Annotated in this window: 16 protein-coding genes and 3 pseudogenes; 11 read left to right on the top strand and 8 right to left on the bottom strand. The window is 57.5% G+C overall.

The features are described from left to right. Genes OEG84_RS24350 through trbB form a run of 3 tightly spaced genes read right to left on the bottom strand, consistent with a single transcriptional unit; the run spans position 1 to position 1628 of the window. On the bottom strand, positions 1–300 hold the full coding sequence (locus OEG84_RS24350; RefSeq protein ID WP_267656464.1) for a conjugal transfer protein TrbD: 300 nt from the start codon (positions 298–300) through the stop codon (positions 1–3). Continuing rightward, positions 293–667 carry a TrbC/VirB2 family protein gene (locus OEG84_RS24345; protein ID WP_267656463.1) on the bottom strand — a complete coding sequence of 125 codons (375 nt, stop codon included), beginning with the start codon at positions 665–667 and terminating at the stop codon, positions 293–295. The genes OEG84_RS24350 and OEG84_RS24345 overlap by 8 nt, the downstream gene beginning before the upstream one ends. Further along, on the bottom strand, positions 657–1628 hold the full coding sequence (gene trbB, locus OEG84_RS24340; RefSeq protein ID WP_267656462.1) for a P-type conjugative transfer ATPase TrbB: 972 nt from the start codon (positions 1626–1628) through the stop codon (positions 657–659). Before trbB ends, OEG84_RS24345 begins: the two co-directional genes overlap by 11 nt. 512 nt (positions 1629–2140) lie before the next feature. Between trbB and repA the strand changes: the two are divergent. The 3 genes and pseudogenes from repA to repC all read left to right on the top strand — a co-directional run bounded on the left by repA (position 2141) and on the right by repC (position 5930). Continuing rightward, positions 2141–3348, top strand: a pseudogene (gene repA / locus OEG84_RS24335) (plasmid partitioning protein RepA). A 78-nt stretch (positions 3349–3426) separates the two neighbouring features. Next, positions 3427–4422 (top strand): plasmid partitioning protein RepB, encoded by a 996-nt coding sequence (gene repB / locus OEG84_RS24330; RefSeq protein ID WP_267656461.1) that lies wholly within the window; start codon positions 3427–3429, stop codon positions 4420–4422. Between the two features lie 192 nt (positions 4423–4614). After that, positions 4615–5930 (top strand): annotated as a pseudogene (gene repC / locus OEG84_RS24325) (plasmid replication protein RepC). Positions 5931–6170: 240 nt separating this feature from the next. Here repC and fic read toward each other — a convergent pair. Further along, complete coding sequence (fic, locus tag OEG84_RS24320; protein ID WP_267656601.1) at positions 6171–7274, bottom strand: protein adenylyltransferase Fic; 1104 nt, start codon at positions 7272–7274, stop codon at positions 6171–6173. 248 nt (positions 7275–7522) lie between these two features. Between fic and OEG84_RS24315 the strand changes: the two genes are divergently transcribed. The 4 genes from OEG84_RS24315 (at position 7523) to OEG84_RS24300 (ending at position 9071) form a co-directional block, all read left to right on the top strand. After that, positions 7523–7756, top strand: a complete 234-nt coding sequence (locus OEG84_RS24315) for an AbrB/MazE/SpoVT family DNA-binding domain-containing protein (protein WP_267656459.1) — start codon at positions 7523–7525, stop codon at positions 7754–7756. Then, the gene (locus OEG84_RS24310) at positions 7753–8157 is read left to right on the top strand and encodes a type II toxin-antitoxin system VapC family toxin (RefSeq protein WP_267656457.1); all 405 of its coding nucleotides are present in this window, start codon (positions 7753–7755) and stop codon (positions 8155–8157) included. Before OEG84_RS24315 ends, OEG84_RS24310 begins: the two co-directional genes overlap by 4 nt. 229 nt (positions 8158–8386) lie before the next feature. Then, complete coding sequence (locus tag OEG84_RS24305) at positions 8387–8752, top strand: type II toxin-antitoxin system RelE/ParE family toxin (RefSeq protein WP_267656455.1); 366 nt, start codon at positions 8387–8389, stop codon at positions 8750–8752. Then, positions 8745–9071, top strand: coding sequence for a helix-turn-helix domain-containing protein (locus tag OEG84_RS24300; protein WP_267656453.1), 327 nt, complete (start codon positions 8745–8747; stop codon positions 9069–9071). The genes OEG84_RS24305 and OEG84_RS24300 overlap by 8 nt, the downstream gene beginning before the upstream one ends. Before the next feature lie 23 nt (positions 9072–9094). Here OEG84_RS24300 and OEG84_RS24295 read toward each other — a convergent pair whose 3' ends face one another. Next, complete coding sequence (locus OEG84_RS24295) at positions 9095–10240, bottom strand: site-specific integrase (protein ID WP_267656451.1); 1146 nt, start codon at positions 10238–10240, stop codon at positions 9095–9097. A gap of 125 nt (positions 10241–10365) precedes the next feature. On the opposite strand from OEG84_RS24295, the gene OEG84_RS24290 reads away from it, so the two are divergent. After that, positions 10366–11319, top strand: a complete 954-nt coding sequence (locus OEG84_RS24290; RefSeq protein ID WP_267656449.1) for a DUF1403 family protein — start codon at positions 10366–10368, stop codon at positions 11317–11319. A 2-nt stretch (positions 11320–11321) separates the two neighbouring features. Beyond that, positions 11322–12029 carry an SMC-Scp complex subunit ScpB gene (gene scpB, locus OEG84_RS24285; protein ID WP_267656448.1) on the top strand — a complete coding sequence of 236 codons (708 nt, stop codon included), beginning with the start codon at positions 11322–11324 and terminating at the stop codon, positions 12027–12029. Positions 12030–12115: 86 nt separating this feature from the next. Here the strand turns inward: scpB and OEG84_RS24280 are convergent. From OEG84_RS24280 to OEG84_RS24270, 3 genes and pseudogenes are all read right to left on the bottom strand, one after another. Then, positions 12116–12232: pseudogene (locus OEG84_RS24280) on the bottom strand (IS6 family transposase); the annotation flags it as partial. 108 nt (positions 12233–12340) lie between these two features. Continuing rightward, positions 12341–13219: a TniB family NTP-binding protein gene (locus OEG84_RS24275; protein ID WP_238720040.1), complete on the bottom strand. Its 879-nt coding sequence runs from the start codon at positions 13217–13219 to the stop codon at positions 12341–12343. Next, complete coding sequence (locus tag OEG84_RS24270) at positions 13219–14817, bottom strand: Mu transposase C-terminal domain-containing protein (protein ID WP_267656447.1); 1599 nt, start codon at positions 14815–14817, stop codon at positions 13219–13221. Before OEG84_RS24270 ends, OEG84_RS24275 begins: the two co-directional genes overlap by 1 nt. A 154-nt stretch (positions 14818–14971) precedes the next feature. Here OEG84_RS24270 and OEG84_RS24265 point away from each other — a divergent pair, with 154 nt between their 5' ends. Both OEG84_RS24265 and OEG84_RS24260 read left to right on the top strand, forming a co-directional pair. Continuing rightward, positions 14972–15136 (top strand): acyl-CoA carboxylase biotin carboxyl carrier protein subunit, encoded by a 165-nt coding sequence (locus OEG84_RS24265; protein ID WP_267656599.1) that lies wholly within the window; start codon positions 14972–14974, stop codon positions 15134–15136. Between the two features lie 2 nt (positions 15137–15138). After that, positions 15139–16281: an acyl-CoA dehydrogenase family protein gene (locus tag OEG84_RS24260; RefSeq protein WP_267656446.1), complete on the top strand. Its 1143-nt coding sequence runs from the start codon at positions 15139–15141 to the stop codon at positions 16279–16281. Positions 16282–16426: the final 145 nt, after the last annotated feature.

The following is a 16426-nucleotide window of genomic DNA, read 5'->3' as shown; positions in this document are numbered from 1 at the left end:
TCAGTACCTCCGCCATGGCGACGATGTCGGCCGATAAGTCGGTCGATAGCCGATGTGGCGCAGATAAACCTGCCGCATCATCGGATCGGCCTTGGCCATAATCCGGAGGATCCCGACAACGGCGATCCAGATAGCAATGCCCAGCAACACCGAGAACCAGGTCAGCACCACGAAGATGAGAATGACCGTGGCAAGCCCGGTCAGAAGCACGAGTTCACGATCGGCGCCCATCAGATGGTTTGACCGCGACAATGCGCGATGGATGGGCGAGCGGGAAAGGGGTGCGCCGGCTTCAGCCATCAGTCCCCTCCCCTCGCCCGCCTGGTGCAACCTGATCTGGGAGGCCGATCGAGGCGCCCGATGCGCCGAACAGTCCGACGATCTGGGTCGCACCAAGCAGAATGCCTGCGACAAGGACGACATACATCAGCCGCCGCGCGAAGTCGTTGAGTTCGCCGCCGAAGATCAGCATGCCGCCGGCGACAGCGACGGCGGCGAGCGCGATAAAGCCGGCAACCGGGCCGGTGATCGATTCCTGGATCTGCTGGAGCGGCCCCTCCCATGGGAGGCCGCCACCGGAACTTGCGAGAGCTGGAGACGCGACTGCCACGCAAAGCAAGGCAACTATGGCTCCCATCGAGGCGTTTCGGCGGAAATTATGCGGCATGGCTGTCCTCGTCGGTCTGGGAATTGTGGTCTGTTTCGTAGGTCGCGCCGTCGAAACCGGTAACGCGCATCACGTCGCGCACACGCCGGCCGGTCGCCGTTCGTTCGATGGAGACGACGAGATCAACAGCTTCGCCGATCACTTCTCTCATCGGCTGCTGGCTCACCTCGGCGGTCAGCTGCTCGAGGCGCCGCAGCGCGGAATGCGCGGTGTTGGCGTGTATGGTGGTGATCCCGCCCGGGTGGCCTGTGTTCCACGCCTTGAGAAGGGTCAACGCGGCGCCGTCCCGAACTTCGCCGACTATGATGCGATCGGGGCGCAAACGCATCGTACTTTTTAGAAGCCGCGCCATGTCGGTACTGTCGGTTGTGTGCAGGCAAACTGCGTTCTCGGCCGCGCATTGGATCTCGGCCGTGTCTTCCAGAATGAGCAACCGATGCGATGGAGCGGACTGGGCGATTTCGGCGATGACTGCGTTGGCCAATGTCGTCTTGCCCGATCCCGTTCCGCCGGAGACGACTATATTCAGCCGTTCCTGAATGGCGCGTCGAATGAGGCTTGCCTGAAGCCTGGTCATCACGCCGCCGCTCACATAGTCCGCAAGCGGGATCAGACGGGATACGCGCCGGCGAATGGTGAAGCTGGGTGCCCTCACCACCGGGGGAAGCAGACCCTCGAACCGATGCCCGCCTATCGGCAGTTCACCGGAAATAATAGGCTGTTCGTCGTCTGCCTCGGTCTGCAGGGCGTGTGCAACGCTGCCAATGATGATCTCGGCCGCGCCCACCTGCAGCGCGCCAATCCTTGCCATCCCTTCGCCCAGCCGCTCGACAAACAGCCGTCCGTCCGGGTTGAGCATGATTTCAACGACATCGTCGTCTTCGAGTGCCGCGCAGATCACATCTCCGAGCGCTTCACGTAGTTTGCGGACCAACCGGGAATGGGAGGAACTCGTGCTCATGGATCCTCTCCAATTGGCGAATTTAGGTGCCGCTGGTCGTGGTCAAATCTTGTATGCATCGCATCCACCGTTGCTACTTGCGGGTGAGTTGCGGTTTTGATCGAATGAGAGAAGCCGGTCACCCCGGCAGATCTGCCGGGGTGGTTAGATGAGTGTTCGCGCGGTATCCGCTGAGCGGGGCTTGAGTTCGACTCAGATCACTGAGTCGGGGTGATAATCGGTGGGATTGGGCTGGAACTTGCGCTCTACATAGTTTTCGAACGACGGCGTGCGAAGTCGCCCCGGCAGATGTGCCGGGACAGCAAATATCCATAAAGGCATTCGTGGCGTCAAATAAGTATTGGAAAACACTGGATAAATTCTGCTTTTCCAGAGAATCTGGAGGCCGATGGTTTGGCCCGTGTTAAGAAACCGTTAACCAAAAACCGCTTGCGCCGGAACCGGAATCGCCCATAGTAATAACGCTTTCCCGCATGTTGCTTGGGAAAAAGCGTTATTTCGATGGAAGTGAGATGTTGGTGTCAACAGTCGATGAGCAAAATGCGATGGATTTCGACGAGGAGATCATCCAGCAGGGTGAATTGATCTCCGATCGTCTGAATATGCTCCGTCTCGAGCAGTACCCGCCTGACGCGCAAAAGGGTCTGCGTTTGTTCTCGTTGGCCGAGGTTGCAGACTTCATTGGCGTTACCCAGAACCACGTGAAAAAATTGCACTTGGATGGGAAAGGTCCTGTTCCAACGGTCTCATCGTCGGGGAGGCGCTCCTACACCGCAGAACAAATGCTGGAGTTGCGCGAGTATCTCGATAAGCACGGACGTAGCGGCGTGAAGGACTATGTCCCACGTCGACGTGAGGGTGACCATTTGCAGGTCATCTCTGTGGTCAATTTCAAGGGTGGATCTGGTAAGACGACCACCACAGCCCATCTGGCACAGTACCTGGCTCTTACGGGGCACCGTGTTCTTGCTATTGATCTCGATCCGCAAGCATCGCTCACTGCTCTTCATGGCGTTCAACCCGAGCTCGATAAGAATCCTTCCCTTTTCGACGCTTTGCGATACGACAACGAACGCTGTTCGATTAAAGAAGTCATTCGTACTACCAATTTTCCCGGATTGGATATCGTCCCGGCGAACTTGGAGCTCCAAGAGTACGAATACGAAACGCCACTTGCCGCATCTGATCGGAGCTCACCTGAGGGTCGGCTTTTTTCACGCGCATCTCCAATGCGCTAAAAGAGGTTGATGACCGCTATGATATCGTCGTTATCGATTGTCCGCCTCAATTGGGATATCTCACACTGACGGCACTTACGGCTTCGACGGGCGTTCTCATCACTGTGCATCCGCAAATGCTCGACATCATGAGCATGAGCCAATTCCTGCTTATGCTCGGGGGCATTCTGCAATCGATTAAAGGAGTTGGTGCCAAGGTTCGACTTGATTGGTTTAGATACCTCGTGACTCGCTACGAAGCGACAGACGGGCCCCAAGCGCAGATGGTGGGCTTCATGCAGGCAATGTTTGGTAAGAGAATGCTGAACAACCAGATGGTCAAGTCAACCGCAATCTCCGATGCGGGCATAACCAAGCAGACGGTCTATGAGGTCGAGCGAGCGTTGTTCGTTCGCTCGACCTATGACCGGGCCATTGAGTCCCTCAATGCAGTGAACGGAGAAATAACTTCTCTCATCCACTCGGCATGGAGGCGCAAATGAAGGCCATTTTGACAGCCGTGCAGATTGCGGAAAAAAGGTTAGAGAACAATACGATATCTCCCATTTTAGGTGAATATCATGGCTAGAAAGCACCTGCTTGCTAATATTGGAGATCGTCCGGCAAAACCCGTCGAGCAGGACGGAGTGGCGGAATCGCGTGTGGAATATGCGCGCCGCGGCGCTTCACGATCTATGATGCAGTCCCTCGACGACCTTGCTGAGAGCTCGATGCGCGTTCTGGAAGGCGACATTGTGGTATCGCTGGATCCAGATAAACTCGACCCCTCCCCTTATGCGGATAGAATTGGCGAGGACGAAGAAAAGGACGGCGAACTCCTACAGGCCATCAAAAATGCCGGACAGCATTCTCCTGTTCTGGTTCGGCCGCATCCCCAGACAAGCGGCCGCTACATTGTAGTATTCGGCCACCGGCGAGTTAGGGTGGCCCGAAAGCTTGGGCAGGAAGTTCGAGCAGTCATCAAGCCGCTTGAAGATATTGCCCACGTCATCGCTCAGGGTCAGGAGAACTCAGCCAGGGACGATCTGAGCTTCATTGAGAAGGCGCTTTATGCACGGCGCTTGCTCGAGTCCGGAATCGACAAGGCTACCATCAAGACAGCTTTGACGATTGACGACACTTTGCTTTCTCGAATGCTCTCCGTCGCTGATGTCGTGCCAGAAGCCGTCCTCGAGGCGCTCGGCGCCGCGAAGGGTGTTGGCCGGGACCGTTGGGAAGAACTGAAGAAACTCGTTCAAATGCCGGCAAATGCTGAAACTGCGCTGGAGCTGGTTCAGAGTGAGGCATTCGTTGAGGCAGAGGGGAGCCAACAATTCACTGTCCTTATCGATGGCCTCAAGTCTTCTCGAACAAAGAAGGCCAAACCGAAGCAGGCGGCGGAAAAGGTGTGGAGTCTGTCCGAAGCTGCCGTCAAAGTGACGACAAAGGATAGCGGCCGGACCTTCACTCTTGCCTTGAAATCCAAGGATGCATCTCAGTTTGGCGCGTTCCTCTCGGGACAATTGAAGCGCCTTTACGAAGAATTTCAGCAAAACAAAGAGGAGGGCGGTGAGTGAATCAACGGCCGTAAACGGGCGGCCATGGCAGAAATTGGCAAAGAAAAAGGCCACCGAAATCGCTTCCGGAAGCCCTCTCTTAGTGTGGTAGCTAGAGAATCGCACTTCCCGGAATCACAGTCAAGGCTCTTTTGAGTCATGAGCGCCGTTTCGGCGAGCAGTTTTCTATTGCCTAGCAATAGGTGAAAGAAAATGCAGACGCATATCTCCACGACGCCCTTTGGGCGGCGGCCGATGACGCTTGGCCAAATGGCAAGCCAAGTCACCGCGAAATCCATACCCGAGGGAACAACGGTCGAGAAGTGGAAGGTCTTCCGCTCGATTCGTGAAGCTCGGGACCTTCTGGGCGCCACAGACCGGTCCCTGGCCATTCTCAACGCGCTCCTGTCATTCCATCGGGACAGCGAGCTTTCGGGCGACGGGACGCTGGTCGTTTGGCCGTCGAATGAACAACTCATGGCACGCGCGAATGGCATGCCGCCCACGACGCTGCGCCGGCATCTAGCCGTCCTGGTCGATTGCGGACTGATCATTCGTAGAGACAGTCCGAATGGAAAGCGCTTCGCGCGCAAGGGCCGGGGAGGAGAGGTCGAACAGGCCTATGGCTTCGACCTCTCACCGATCGTGGCCCGCGCCGAGGAGTTCGAGCAACTCGCGGAAGCGGTTCAGGCCGAGAAGAAATCCTTCAAGGTCTCCAAGGAACGCCTGACACTGCTTCGTCGGGATGTTGTGAAGATGATTGATGCCGGCGTCGAGGAGGGCGTTCCAGGTAACTGGGGTCGTATTAGCCAGATCTACCAGGAGATTATCGGGCGCCTTCCGCGCACGGCACCGCGCCAGGTCGTCGAAAGCCTTTGTGACGAGCTCCAGGAGTTGTGGACCGAGGTGCATGACATGCTGGAACTATTCACGAAAACACAGAATATGGATGCCAATGAGTCCCAATATGGACGCCACATACAGAATTCAAATCCAGACTCCATATTTGAATCTGAAAACGGCTCTCGAAAAAGAAGGAAGCGGGCGGCAGCGCCGATGAAAACGACAACCTGCGGAGTTTGCCGAAGCGGGAGCTGCCCTTGGGGATCGTGCTTGACGCTTGCCCGGACCTGATGGACTTGGCTCAGGGTGGTCGAATACGCCACTGGAGCGATTTTTTGGCGGCCGTGGAGGTGGCCCGGCCGATGCTGGGGGTCAGTCCGAGTGCGTGGCGAGAAGCTTGCGACGCCATGGGCGAGGTTCAGGCGGCGATCACGCTGGCCGCAATCCTGCAGCGGTCCGATCAGATCAACAGCGCTGGGGGATATCTGCGCAGCCTCACCGACAAGGCGAGAGAGGGCCGTTTCTCGACCTGGCCGATGGTGATGGCCTTACTGCGGTCCAAGCTGGATGCAGACAAGGCGGCAGCCACGACCGATAGGGAGCCGCCAAACGGCGACAAGGGCGGGGAAGGACAGTATGAGGTCTCGGAAGCGCTTCTGAAATCCCTAAACAAGCCCAGATCGTGATGGTGAGCGCTTTGGCTATTGCTGGATTGGCTGTGGTTTCAGCATCGATCAGGCGGGAACGGCGCGCTCGGTCGATAAGGTTCTTGACAAAAGAGGGCGACTATTCCGAATTACCCGCTGTGTCCACTCACGAAACCACCCAAGCTGACCGGCGATTTCGCGATAGGTGAGAACCGGATTGGACGCATGAAATTCCCCGCGTCCAGCGTCATCTCAGGTGCTGCCTGGCGTTCGGGCGTTTCATTGGTTGTGCCGAGCCGGGCGTTGCTCGCTCAGGAGCGCAAGTAGCGCCGGATTGATGTAAAGATTTTCCCGGCCCGCCTTCATTTCCTGCAGCAGGCCCACTTCGGTGAGGGCCTTGAGATAGACCGACGCTGCCTGTCGCTTTGCGATGCCGGCCGTCACAAGGTCGCCGATTCGGCAATAAGGGTTCACGAAGATTACCTCTGCCAACTCGCGCGAATAGATTTTGGGCAGATCGCGTCGGATATGCTCCGCGGTTTGATCCAGCAGGTCGCGGATGGCGCGAATTTGCGCTGTCGACCAGTTTGCCGTTTCGCGCACAGCCTCCAGCATGTAGAGGATCCAGTCCTCCCACGCCTCCTGAGTTGTGACGGCCAGGAGCCGATCATAGTAGGCGCGTTTGTTCCCGATGATGTAGCGGCTCAGATAGAGTATCGGGATGTCCAGCAGGCCTTTGTCGACGAGGAACAGCAGATTCAGCACTCGGCCTGTCCGGCCATTGCCGTCGGTAAACGGGTGGATCGCCTCAAACTGGTAGTGCATCACAGAGAGTCGGATCAGCGGGTCGATGTCCTCGGATTCGTGAATATAGCGCTCCCAATTAGCGAGCTTGTCGCGCAAAAGTGCCTGGCCCTCGGGTGGCGTGTAAATTACTGAGCCCGTTGCCTCGTTCATTAATGCCGTTCCCGGTGTCGCCCGGATATCCAGTTCAAAGCCCTTGATGGTTTGACAGACAGTGATCGCCGTCGACGTCGACACAGGTCGCTGCTTGAGCGTCTGAAAGCCCTCGCTGAGGGCTGTGCGATAGCGTAATGCTTCCTTCGTCGCAGGATCAGCGTGATTGCCGGCTTCGTTGGCGAAGCGGAACAGCCTGTCGGTGGTAGTGACGATGTTTTCGATCTCCGAGCTCGCCTGCGCCTCAAGCAGTGGAATCGAGTTGATCAGAACTGCTTGGTTCGGAATGAGCTGGCCAGATATACGAAGCTCGGCCAGTGCTGCACGAGCCTCGATACAGGCTTTCAGGACTGCCTTTGTCTCAACATCTTTGTGCGGGGGAAGGGGAGGGAGGTCATTGTAGGGGCGATCCGGGCGAAACGACATGTCGATCAATCCTTCTTCGAACGACATGTCGGGCGGACATGTCGTCGTTATCGACATATGGCTAATTTGTGTCGATGGAATTGCATTCTATCGACATATAATAAGTGCTACAAGCCGGTTGTTCAGAAGCATAGGCTAGTCGTAATCGACCGTCTGCTGCCGTTTGACGGGTAGTCGACGATCCAGGGCTTGAAATTCGACCGACTCAGTAATACTCTGTTGAAATCAGGTATTACCGTGGAGCGAACATGACCACCACCGTTACGGCAAAGGGACAAGTGACCATACCGAAAGCTGTCCGTGATCTGCTGGGGATAGTTCCAGGCAGCAAGGTTGATTTCCGCCGCGCCGCCGATGGCAGCGTGGTGCTTGCGCGCACTGATAAAGATCAGCCGGCGACCCGTTTCGCAAAGTTGCGCGGCCATGCCGGCAAGGGCCTAGACACTGACGCGATCATGGCGCTGACGCGTGGCGAAGCGTGACACTCATAGATACCAACGTTCTGCTCGACCTCGTCACCGACGATCCGAACTGGGCCGACTGGTCGATTGCCCAGCTTGAGGTAGCAAGCCTCACCGGGACGCTATTGATCAACGATGTTGTCTACGCCGAGCTGGCGGTTCGTTACGACCGCATCGAGCTTCTTGAAGCGTTTGTCGATGAGGCAGGCCTCGTACTCGCTCCGATGCCACGAGCGGCACTCTTCCTGGCCGGTAAAGTGTTCACGCAATATCGCAGGTCGGGTGGATCCCGGACCGGAGTCCTGCCCGACTTCTTCATCGGCGCCCATGCGGCTGTCAACGTACTTCCGCTGCTCACCCGCGACGTTGGCCGGTACCGCACATATTTTCCCTCGCTAAAGCTGATTTCGCCGGACGCCTAAGCGAACACCCCGTCAGACTGGCTGGATTCCCGGTTCAAGTGGGACCGAGGAGGGGACTTTTCCCCTCAACAGCCCGATGGCCCTGGTGAGATTGACATGGAACGGGCCGCGGCGGCGCTGGTAACGGATAACCGATCGTTTGTCCGTATATCTGGAGGAATTCCCCCATTGCCTCGAGTGGAGTGGTCGACTATATATCCCGAAGCATCTATATCTTACAGGATATGAAATGACGGAATGGAAGGTCGAGTTTCATGACCGCTTCAAAGGCGAGATTACAGACCTTCCAGCCGATGTTCGGGTCGAATTGCTCGCGCATCTGGTGCTGCTTCGCGAGAAGGGCTTTCGATTGGGACGACCTGAAGTCGACACACTCGAAGGCTCCAAACATGCGAACATGAAGGAACTGCGCGTCAAGGTGTTGAAGGTGCAATGGCGGTTCGCCTTTGCCTTCGATCCGGAACGAAAGGCTGTGGTTCTCTGCGGTGGTGCGAAGAGTGGCGTCAGCCAGAAACTCTTCTACAAGCGGCTGATCGATCTGGCGGACAAACGGTATGACGAGCATTTGAGCGAGTTGGAGAAGAAACATGGATGATCTCGATAAGCTGATGCAGACGCTTCCTGAGGATGAACGGCGCGCTGTTGCAAAGCGTGCCGACGAGCTTGTTGCGGCGCATAATCTGCGGGAATTGCGGGCACTCGCTGGACGGACGCAGGAAGACGTGTCCGCCGGGACTGGTTTCAAGCAAACCAATGTCTCAAGACTGGAGAAGCGCGCCGACATGAAACTATCGACGCTTCGCGATTATGTCGAATCCCTCGGCGGCACGTTGAAGATCGTCGCGGATATCGCAGGCAAGAAAGTCGATATTTCCGGTATAGCGGAGCGCTCTCGGCACAGTCCCAAACTCTGAGCGAGCCACCGGCAGGGGAGGGGCTACAGCCCCGCCGCTTTCGTCAGGTTCACCCGGAACCGATCGCGCCGTCTCTGATACCGACGGGTCATTTCGGCAGATGTGTGGCCGAGTTGTTTTTGGACGTAACGCTCATCGACTTCGGCCGATGAGGCAAGTCCCGCGCGCAACGAGTGTCCGGCGAATTTTTGCCCGCGTTCAACTTCCGAAAGATCGCCGCGAACGCCTGCGGCAAGCGCTGCGCGCTTAACCAGGCGCGCCACTTCCTGGTCGTTCAGGCGCTCCGGCCCGACATCCTTGCCCTTACCCCTCACGCGGCGGAAGAGGGAGCCTTTGGCGAGTTTTGCGAATTTGATCCAGGTCTCGGTGGCAACGACCGGGCAGGTGGAATCAGATGAACCGCGGCCGATCTCCACCTCGCGCCAGCCGGTCTTGCCGCGTAGGGTGATCAGCAGGCCTTTGTCGAGTATCTCGATCCAGCCACGCCCGTCCTCCGTTTCGTCGCGGCCAAGGTCAAGGCCAGTGATTTCTGAACGGCGGAGGCCACCAGCAAATCCTATCAACAGCATCGCCCGGTCGCGCAAGCCACGCAGTGAACCACGATCAAGCGTTTCCAGCATTGCGATCAGATCTTCGGGCAAAAGCGCTTCTTTCTGACGTGGCGGTGCGGCGTGGGTGTTGCGGATGCCAGCCATCACGGTGGCAATGGCGCGATCCTTGCGGTCGAGCGTCATGCCGCGCTGGGTACAGTTCCAGCCGATGGCAGCCAGGCGCCGCTCGATCGTCGAAACGGAGTTTGGCTTGCCGCCGCGCGTCGCCGTGCCAATGGCACTGCCAGAGGCGCAGGCGGTGATGTAAAGGCCAACGACCTGCGGATCCGGGGGGAGGGGAGACAGATTCTGACGGCGGCACCAGGCGGAAAAATGCTTCCAGTCGGAAGCATAGGCTTTGCGGGTGTTGGCGGAGCTGGCTGCCTCGACATAGACGCGGGCACGATCGGTAAGGTCTTTCAGGTGCGCCGGCAGGCCAGTGGTGGTCTCCGCAAGAGGGGAGGGGAGCCCGGCCGACATCCCGGCTGCGGAAACATCACCGGAAACCGCCGTGCTGTGAGGCGGCGCTGAGTGCTCCTGAGGGGCATTTTCCGGGTTCTGGTCGATGATTTGGGCCATTCCCTCTATAAAGAGCATAATGAACGATAATGCAATCTTATCAATCATACTAACTTGAGGACAGGCAGTGCGGTTTGTGCTGAATTTAATGGCCTAAACCGCACGGGCGTTGTAGTGTCGCCGGCATGGAATCGCCACCGTCTGTTCCGCCATCAACTCCGATCCGGTTGTCCGGCCTGCCTGGGTGGGCGCGGACGCGTGGTCGTGATCTGGCCGAAGCCGATGTGGCGTTCATGGCGGGTATTGCCTTGAAATCGCTTGATGATCTGGTTCAGTCCGACCCCGCATGGGCGGGATGCTGGCGGTCCCGGCAGGCGCTGAAATGTGCCGGTGTCGCGGTCCGTATGACAGGCCGGAACGAGGACGAACACGCGTTGCGTGACGCGGTTTTGCTGACCTCATCAGGAGACGATTCCGGGCCGGCGGGAAAGCTGCTTCTGGCCATGCAAAAGGTGGCGGGGAGATCCGCAACAGTCAGCACGGCTTTCATCAGGGAGCTTGCGGAGTTGATGGCTCTGCGCTGGGATGACGACCTCACGACCGCTGCCGATATGGCCGATGCTGCTTGCCAGTCTGCACGGGCGGTCCCGTTTGCGGTGACGGATCTTGTCGCCTCGATCACTGCGTTGCGCCCGGATGCGGAAGCTCTGGCATTTGTGCTGGCCGACTGTGTTCTGGCGCAAAAGCTCAAGTGGCCGTCGCCCGTGCCGCTCTTGGTGTCGGAACGTTACGGCCCGGCCTTCCGCACGATCGGGGGCCGGGGGCGGGTGCGCCCCGGCGAGGCGGGTTTTGCCCGGGCCATCTGCCTTGCAATGGTTGACGCGACCGAGGCTGCCTTGCGGTCGGCGGGGGAGATTGCCCGGCGCGCCGACCAGCTTCTGGCTGTTGCTCCAAAAGTTCGGACCAAGGGGGCCGATGCTGTCATCGCCAAGCTGCTCGATGAAGATGCTATCCCGGCATCCGCGCCGGGAAGCCACCTGTCGCGCTGGGCCAGCGCGCGGCTGTTTGAACGGCTTGAGAATTTTGGCGCCGTGCGCGAACTCTCCGGCCGCTCCTCGTTCCGGATTTACGGGTTGTGACGATGAGAGAAGCAAGTTCTGCAAAATCATCCGGCGGAAAAGCCCGAAAACCGCAATCGAATGGGGCAAGCGAAGGCTTGCTTGATCGGGAGTTGGTGGATCTGCCTGCCGAGTTGCGCTGGCGGGAATGGATGATGCGGGTCGAGGCGGTGATCTTTGCCTCCGCCGTGCCGGTCGGCCGCGAGGTTCTGGCGCGTGTCGTGGGCAAGGATTGCAGCATTGATCTGCTGATCGACGACCTGGTTGAGGAATTGCGCGACAGGCCTTACGAGCTGGTGAGCGTTGCGGGCGGCTGGCAGCACCGAAGCCGTGTCCGTTACGCGGACGCGATCCGGGCATCGCAGGCACCGACGCGGGGCGGGGCGGCGGCGCTGTCTGAATTTGAAGCCACGGTGCTGATGTCGATTGCCTATTTCCAGCCGCTGACGCGAAGCGAGCTGTCGAAGATTTTCGGCAAGGAAGTCAGCCGTGACGTGATCGGGTCGCTGCGCGGCACGGGATTTATTGCGTCGGGGCCGCGCAGCCCGACGCCGGGCGCGCCCTATAGCTATGTGACGACAAAACATTTCCTCTCGGCCTTCGGCATGGAGACGTTGCGCGATCTGCCCGATATTGAGGCGCTGGAAGATGCGGGATTGCTCAGCCGCGATGCGGAGCATTCCGAACCGTTCCCGGTGGGTCAGGAGGATAACAGCGAGGGTGTGTTGTAACTGAAGCATTCACTGTTGAAGGGCTGGATCTGGCATCGTAAAGTTAAAGAACCCCGGTCAACAAAAGCCTCGCCTGCCGCTCTCGCTTATGCTGCCTGCAGGCGTGCGATCTTATTCCACACCTGCATGGCTGCGGCTCTCAGTTCGCGGTGATGATCGGATGGAATATTGTCGCGTGGAATGTGAAAGAGATTTGCGACAGGTGTCGATTTACACTTCAAACTGGGACTCGGACAATTTCTGGAAAAACGTTACACTTCAATTGAGACTTTTGCGGCCTGAGTCTCAATTGAGGTGTAACGTTTCGTTGGCTATGCGAATGCTGCCTCTTTTTCCAAAGCGGGCTTCCAGGATTCGATGTTTTCATCGGTGATCCGCTCTGTGCCGTCTTGGATCGCCTCGATTGCAAGTTCGTTCAGTATCCCGAATACGCGAGCGGTTATGCCGTCGCCGAGGCGGGAAAGGTGTCGCAAACTCTGGCTGGACAATGCGGACGGAAGTTTGAGCGGTAGACTTCGGAGGATCGCCGTCACCAGTTCCTGGAATTCCTCATCCGCCTTCCATCTTGGCAGTACAAACTGATCCAGGCGTCGTGCCAGTTGAGTGTCGCCGGCAATCGCGTCGCGGGCTTCGGAAACGCCAAGACAGACGAGCGAAGCTTTGATCTCATTGCTAAGATATCGCAGCAGCTGCAGGATCACGCGCTGCTCTCTCGGGGTTCCAGCAAGAAGATTGTGGACCTCGTCAAATACCAGAACACGAACATTGTTGCTTTTCAGGAGGAGGACGGTCCTGATCTCAAGTTCCATGAGTGTCAGGCGTTCATTGATGCTGGCTCCCATGGCCATCAGCAATTGACCGTATATCCTGCGTTCTGTCGGGCGTGATGTCAGCGTAATTGCCAGGACCGGCATGCTTTCCACACCGGTACTGTGATCGATAATTGGCGGATGATTACGCTTGAACTTTTCCACGAGCATCGTCTTGCCCATGCCGCTGTGGCCATAAATCGCGAGGCCCGGCGGACGCGTTGATGGCGGATGGTCGCAAAGCCCATCGAGATGCCGAAGAACCCGACGAGCGCGATCAAAGCCGACCCAACGATCGGATCGAATGGCACGAATCCGTGTTTCGTTTGGCGAGTTGGCAAGTGCCGCGGCGCCAGACGCCAAATGCGGGAGTTCAATCATCAATCCCAAAATTCCGTGTCGTCATCTGAATGAACCGATTTCGCCAAATCTATAGCCGTAACGTGGCCGCTTTCCTTTTGGTCCTGTTTAGTAGGCCTTCGAGCAGCACTCCGGCGCGCTTTTGCGCTTGAGGATGCGGCAATGTCTTCAATCTGCCTTTGTTTTGCGATCGCTGCAAAGATAACATCTTCTTGCAACTCACGCCGTCCTTGGTCTCGAAGCCTTTTCTTGGCATGTTTCCATTCCCACCATGAGACGGGCGGATATGCGAGATTTCGGTACCGCGCTTCTACAAACCGGCCGTCGGACTGGCGAACGAATATTCGAGAAAGGTCTCGTGGATCATATTTGATCTCAAGCTCAGCACCCCGGCCGACATCACGTGATAGGGCGTCCGACCAGTAGCGAATCTTTTCCAGATGAATGCCGTCCTTCAGCAAGCGGCGCCGGTCACCAGGCAAAAAGCTGGTCCAGAACGCCATCCGGTCTGGCGGTAGGTCGAAATCGACTTCACCTTGCCGTTCGCGCCACACGGCCAGGGGAGGGCGCAATAGTGAGGCGTGGATACGCTGATGGTATTTGCCGACGATTTCCAGTGCGATCCACTTTTCTAGTTCGCGTAATGTAAAGGTCGCACGGCCCTCGGAATCGTAGTCACCCCTGATCTTCACATTGCTGAACGTTGTGCCAGGCAGCAGATGAACAGCTCCCATCATGGTTCCGATCAGCCGCTCGACGTGTCCGCCGAAGCGGGGCGTTGCTGGCGGTCTGAACAGGAGCTTGATGCCATATTCCTTGCAAGCGCCGGCGAGCGCTCGCGATCTGAATTCGGCGCCATTGTCGCAATGAAGAACAGCTGGCAGTCCGGCGACAGGCCAAGGAATATCAATCCCCCGTTCGTCTAGCCATGCTGTTTTGTCGTAAACCGCGTGCAGGAGGCAAAGGCCAACCGACGTTCTCGATGGGGCTGCCAATGACAAATGGAAACCCGCGACCATTCTGGTGCAAACATCGATGGCAATCGTCAGCACTGGCCGTCCGATGGGTTGGCGATATTGTTCATCGACAACGACGACATCGACAATAGTATGATCGATCTGCCAAAGGGCATTCGGCTTCGCGACAGAAAGCTGGCCAGGGCTCGGTGTCGAGGCAGCTTCGATCTCGCGCTCCCCGCGCTTGCGGGCCGCGGCAATCGGGATCAATTCTGACACTCTACGCTGCACAGTGCTGCGATGTGGAAGTGATAGCCCCTCTGTGAGGCAGACTTCACCAATGCGCCGCATCAGTGCGGCAAAGCTCGGCTTTTCCTTTTTGAGCCAGAAGCCCTCCACTTGTTCGGCGATAATGCGCTCGGTTCTGGGATCCAGCCTAACCATTCCTTCTTGCGTGCCGCGTTTTCTAGGTTTGAGGCTTGAAGTGCGTTGTGTCTTTCTAAACCTCGCAACGAGTCGAAATAGCGTCGAACGCGGGATCCCATATTCCTCACGCGCAGCTGCGACTACCTCAGCTGTCACTTTCCCATCACTGCCGCGGAGCAGATATCGAAGAAACTCTTCCGGACCTACATCATCGGGGGCTTCTGGGGATGAAATCATACGGCGACATTATGGTCGATCGACCGGTCGATCAATCCCATTTGGAGTGTAATAAGATCCCATTGATGTCTCATTTGAAGTGTAATGCGTTACACTTTAGTCTCACGCAAATCATTGAAAACACTCAATGCGCGAGTCTCGGTTTCAAACATAAATCGACACCGTCACCGCCGGACAGCCGGTTCTCGTAATCGATGCAATGAAACTTTTGCAAACCCTGACCGCGCCCTGTGCGGGCGTCATCGTCCAGATCAATTATGCAGCCGGAGAAAGCGTCGATATGGACGCCGTTCTGATCACCATCGATCCCGAGGAATGACCATGATCAACCCATACTTTTCCGACGAACTGACCATGCTGCGTGACCAGATCCGCCGCTTTGTCGAGGCCGAGATCGTGCCGCACGGCGACGCCTGGGAAGAAGCAGGCAAAGTTCCGCGCGAGGTCTTCGCCAAAATGGGCGAACTGGGCTTTCTTGGTATGCGCTACCCCGAGCAATATGGCGGAGCCGATCTGGATACGATGGCCAGCGTCGTGCTGGCTGAAGAGCTGGGCCGCTGCACATTCGGTGGCTTCTCGGCTGACCTGCTGGTGCACACGGATATGGCCAGTCCGCATCTGGCCAATGTAGGCACACCCGAACAGATGGCACGCTGGATGCCGGGCATCACGTCAGGCAAAAGCATTTGTGCCGTTGCCGTAACCGAACCCGGCGCCGGGTCTGACGTGGCGGGAATGCGTACACGCGCGATCCGTGACGGCAATGGCTGGCTGATTAACGGCACCAAGATGTTCATCACCAATGGGGTGCATGGCGATCTGTTTTTCGTCGCCGCCAAGACCAATACCGAGGCAAAAGGTTCGCGCGGAGTGACGATCTTTGCTGTTGAACAAGGCACATCGGGCTTTTCGGTCGGCAAGAAGCTGAACAAGACCGGGTGGCTGTGCTCGGACACCGCAGAGTTGGTCTTTGACAACGTCCGTGTCACCGGCGACCAGATCCTGGGAGAGGTTGACCAGGGGTTCTACGCCATCATGAAGAACTTCCAGAACGAAAGAACGGTTCTGGGGGCGATGGCCATGGGCGAGGCGCAGAAAGCCATAGAACTGACGTTGGATTATGTGAGAGATCGCCCCGCCTTTGGCGGTGTTCTGTGGGATAAACAGGTGATCCGCCAACGTCTTGCCGAACGCGCCGCCCAGGTCGAGGCCGGACGCCAACTGGTCTACAGCGCGGCCTGGAAGGATGCGCGGGGGATGGAGTGCGTCAAAGAGGTTTCGATGGTTAAGGCCTATTGCGGCGATCTGGTCAACAAAGTGCTGTATGATTGCGTTCAGTTCCATGGCGGCATGGGATACATGCGCGAAACTCCGGTTGAACGCATGTCTCGCGACGCACGGATCCACGCCATCGGCGGTGGCGCGACCGAGGTGATGCTGGAAGAAATTGCCAAGCGGTTGTGACCCCCGTCTCAGGCCGATTTATGGGCGGCAAACTTGTTGTAGCGATGGGCGAAGAATTCCTTTCTGCCGCCACGTCCTACGATGTGACATTTTTCCTCCAGCCGACCGAGACTTGGCTCCAAGCTCGTAAATAGAATGTTAGATA

Source organism: Hoeflea algicola, assembly GCF_026619415.1.
GTDB lineage: Bacteria > Pseudomonadota > Alphaproteobacteria > Rhizobiales > Rhizobiaceae > Hoeflea > Hoeflea algicola.
This window is presented reverse-complemented; position numbering and strand designations above follow the sequence as displayed.

Coding starts and splice junctions, on each gene's coding strand:
- OEG84_RS24350 (WP_267656464.1), bottom strand. CDS start 300: ATGGCTGAAGCCGGCGCACCCCTTTCCCGCTCGCCCATCCATCGCGCA.
- OEG84_RS24345 (WP_267656463.1), bottom strand. CDS start 667: ATGCCGCATAATTTCCGCCGAAACGCCTCGATGGGAGCCATAGTTGCC.
- trbB (WP_267656462.1), bottom strand. CDS start 1,628: ATGAGCACGAGTTCCTCCCATTCCCGGTTGGTCCGCAAACTACGTGAA.
- repB (WP_267656461.1), top strand. CDS start 3,427: ATGGCTAGAAAGCACCTGCTTGCTAATATTGGAGATCGTCCGGCAAAA.
- fic (WP_267656601.1), bottom strand. CDS start 7,274: ATGTCGTTTCGCCCGGATCGCCCCTACAATGACCTCCCTCCCCTTCCC.
- OEG84_RS24315 (WP_267656459.1), top strand. CDS start 7,523: ATGACCACCACCGTTACGGCAAAGGGACAAGTGACCATACCGAAAGCT.
- OEG84_RS24305 (WP_267656455.1), top strand. CDS start 8,387: ATGACGGAATGGAAGGTCGAGTTTCATGACCGCTTCAAAGGCGAGATT.
- OEG84_RS24300 (WP_267656453.1), top strand. CDS start 8,745: ATGGATGATCTCGATAAGCTGATGCAGACGCTTCCTGAGGATGAACGG.
- OEG84_RS24295 (WP_267656451.1), bottom strand. CDS start 10,240: ATGGCCCAAATCATCGACCAGAACCCGGAAAATGCCCCTCAGGAGCAC.
- OEG84_RS24290 (WP_267656449.1), top strand. CDS start 10,366: ATGGAATCGCCACCGTCTGTTCCGCCATCAACTCCGATCCGGTTGTCC.
- scpB (WP_267656448.1), top strand. CDS start 11,322: ATGAGAGAAGCAAGTTCTGCAAAATCATCCGGCGGAAAAGCCCGAAAA.
- OEG84_RS24275 (WP_238720040.1), bottom strand. CDS start 13,219: ATGATTGAACTCCCGCATTTGGCGTCTGGCGCCGCGGCACTTGCCAAC.
- OEG84_RS24270 (WP_267656447.1), bottom strand. CDS start 14,817: ATGATTTCATCCCCAGAAGCCCCCGATGATGTAGGTCCGGAAGAGTTT.
- OEG84_RS24260 (WP_267656446.1), top strand. CDS start 15,139: ATGATCAACCCATACTTTTCCGACGAACTGACCATGCTGCGTGACCAG.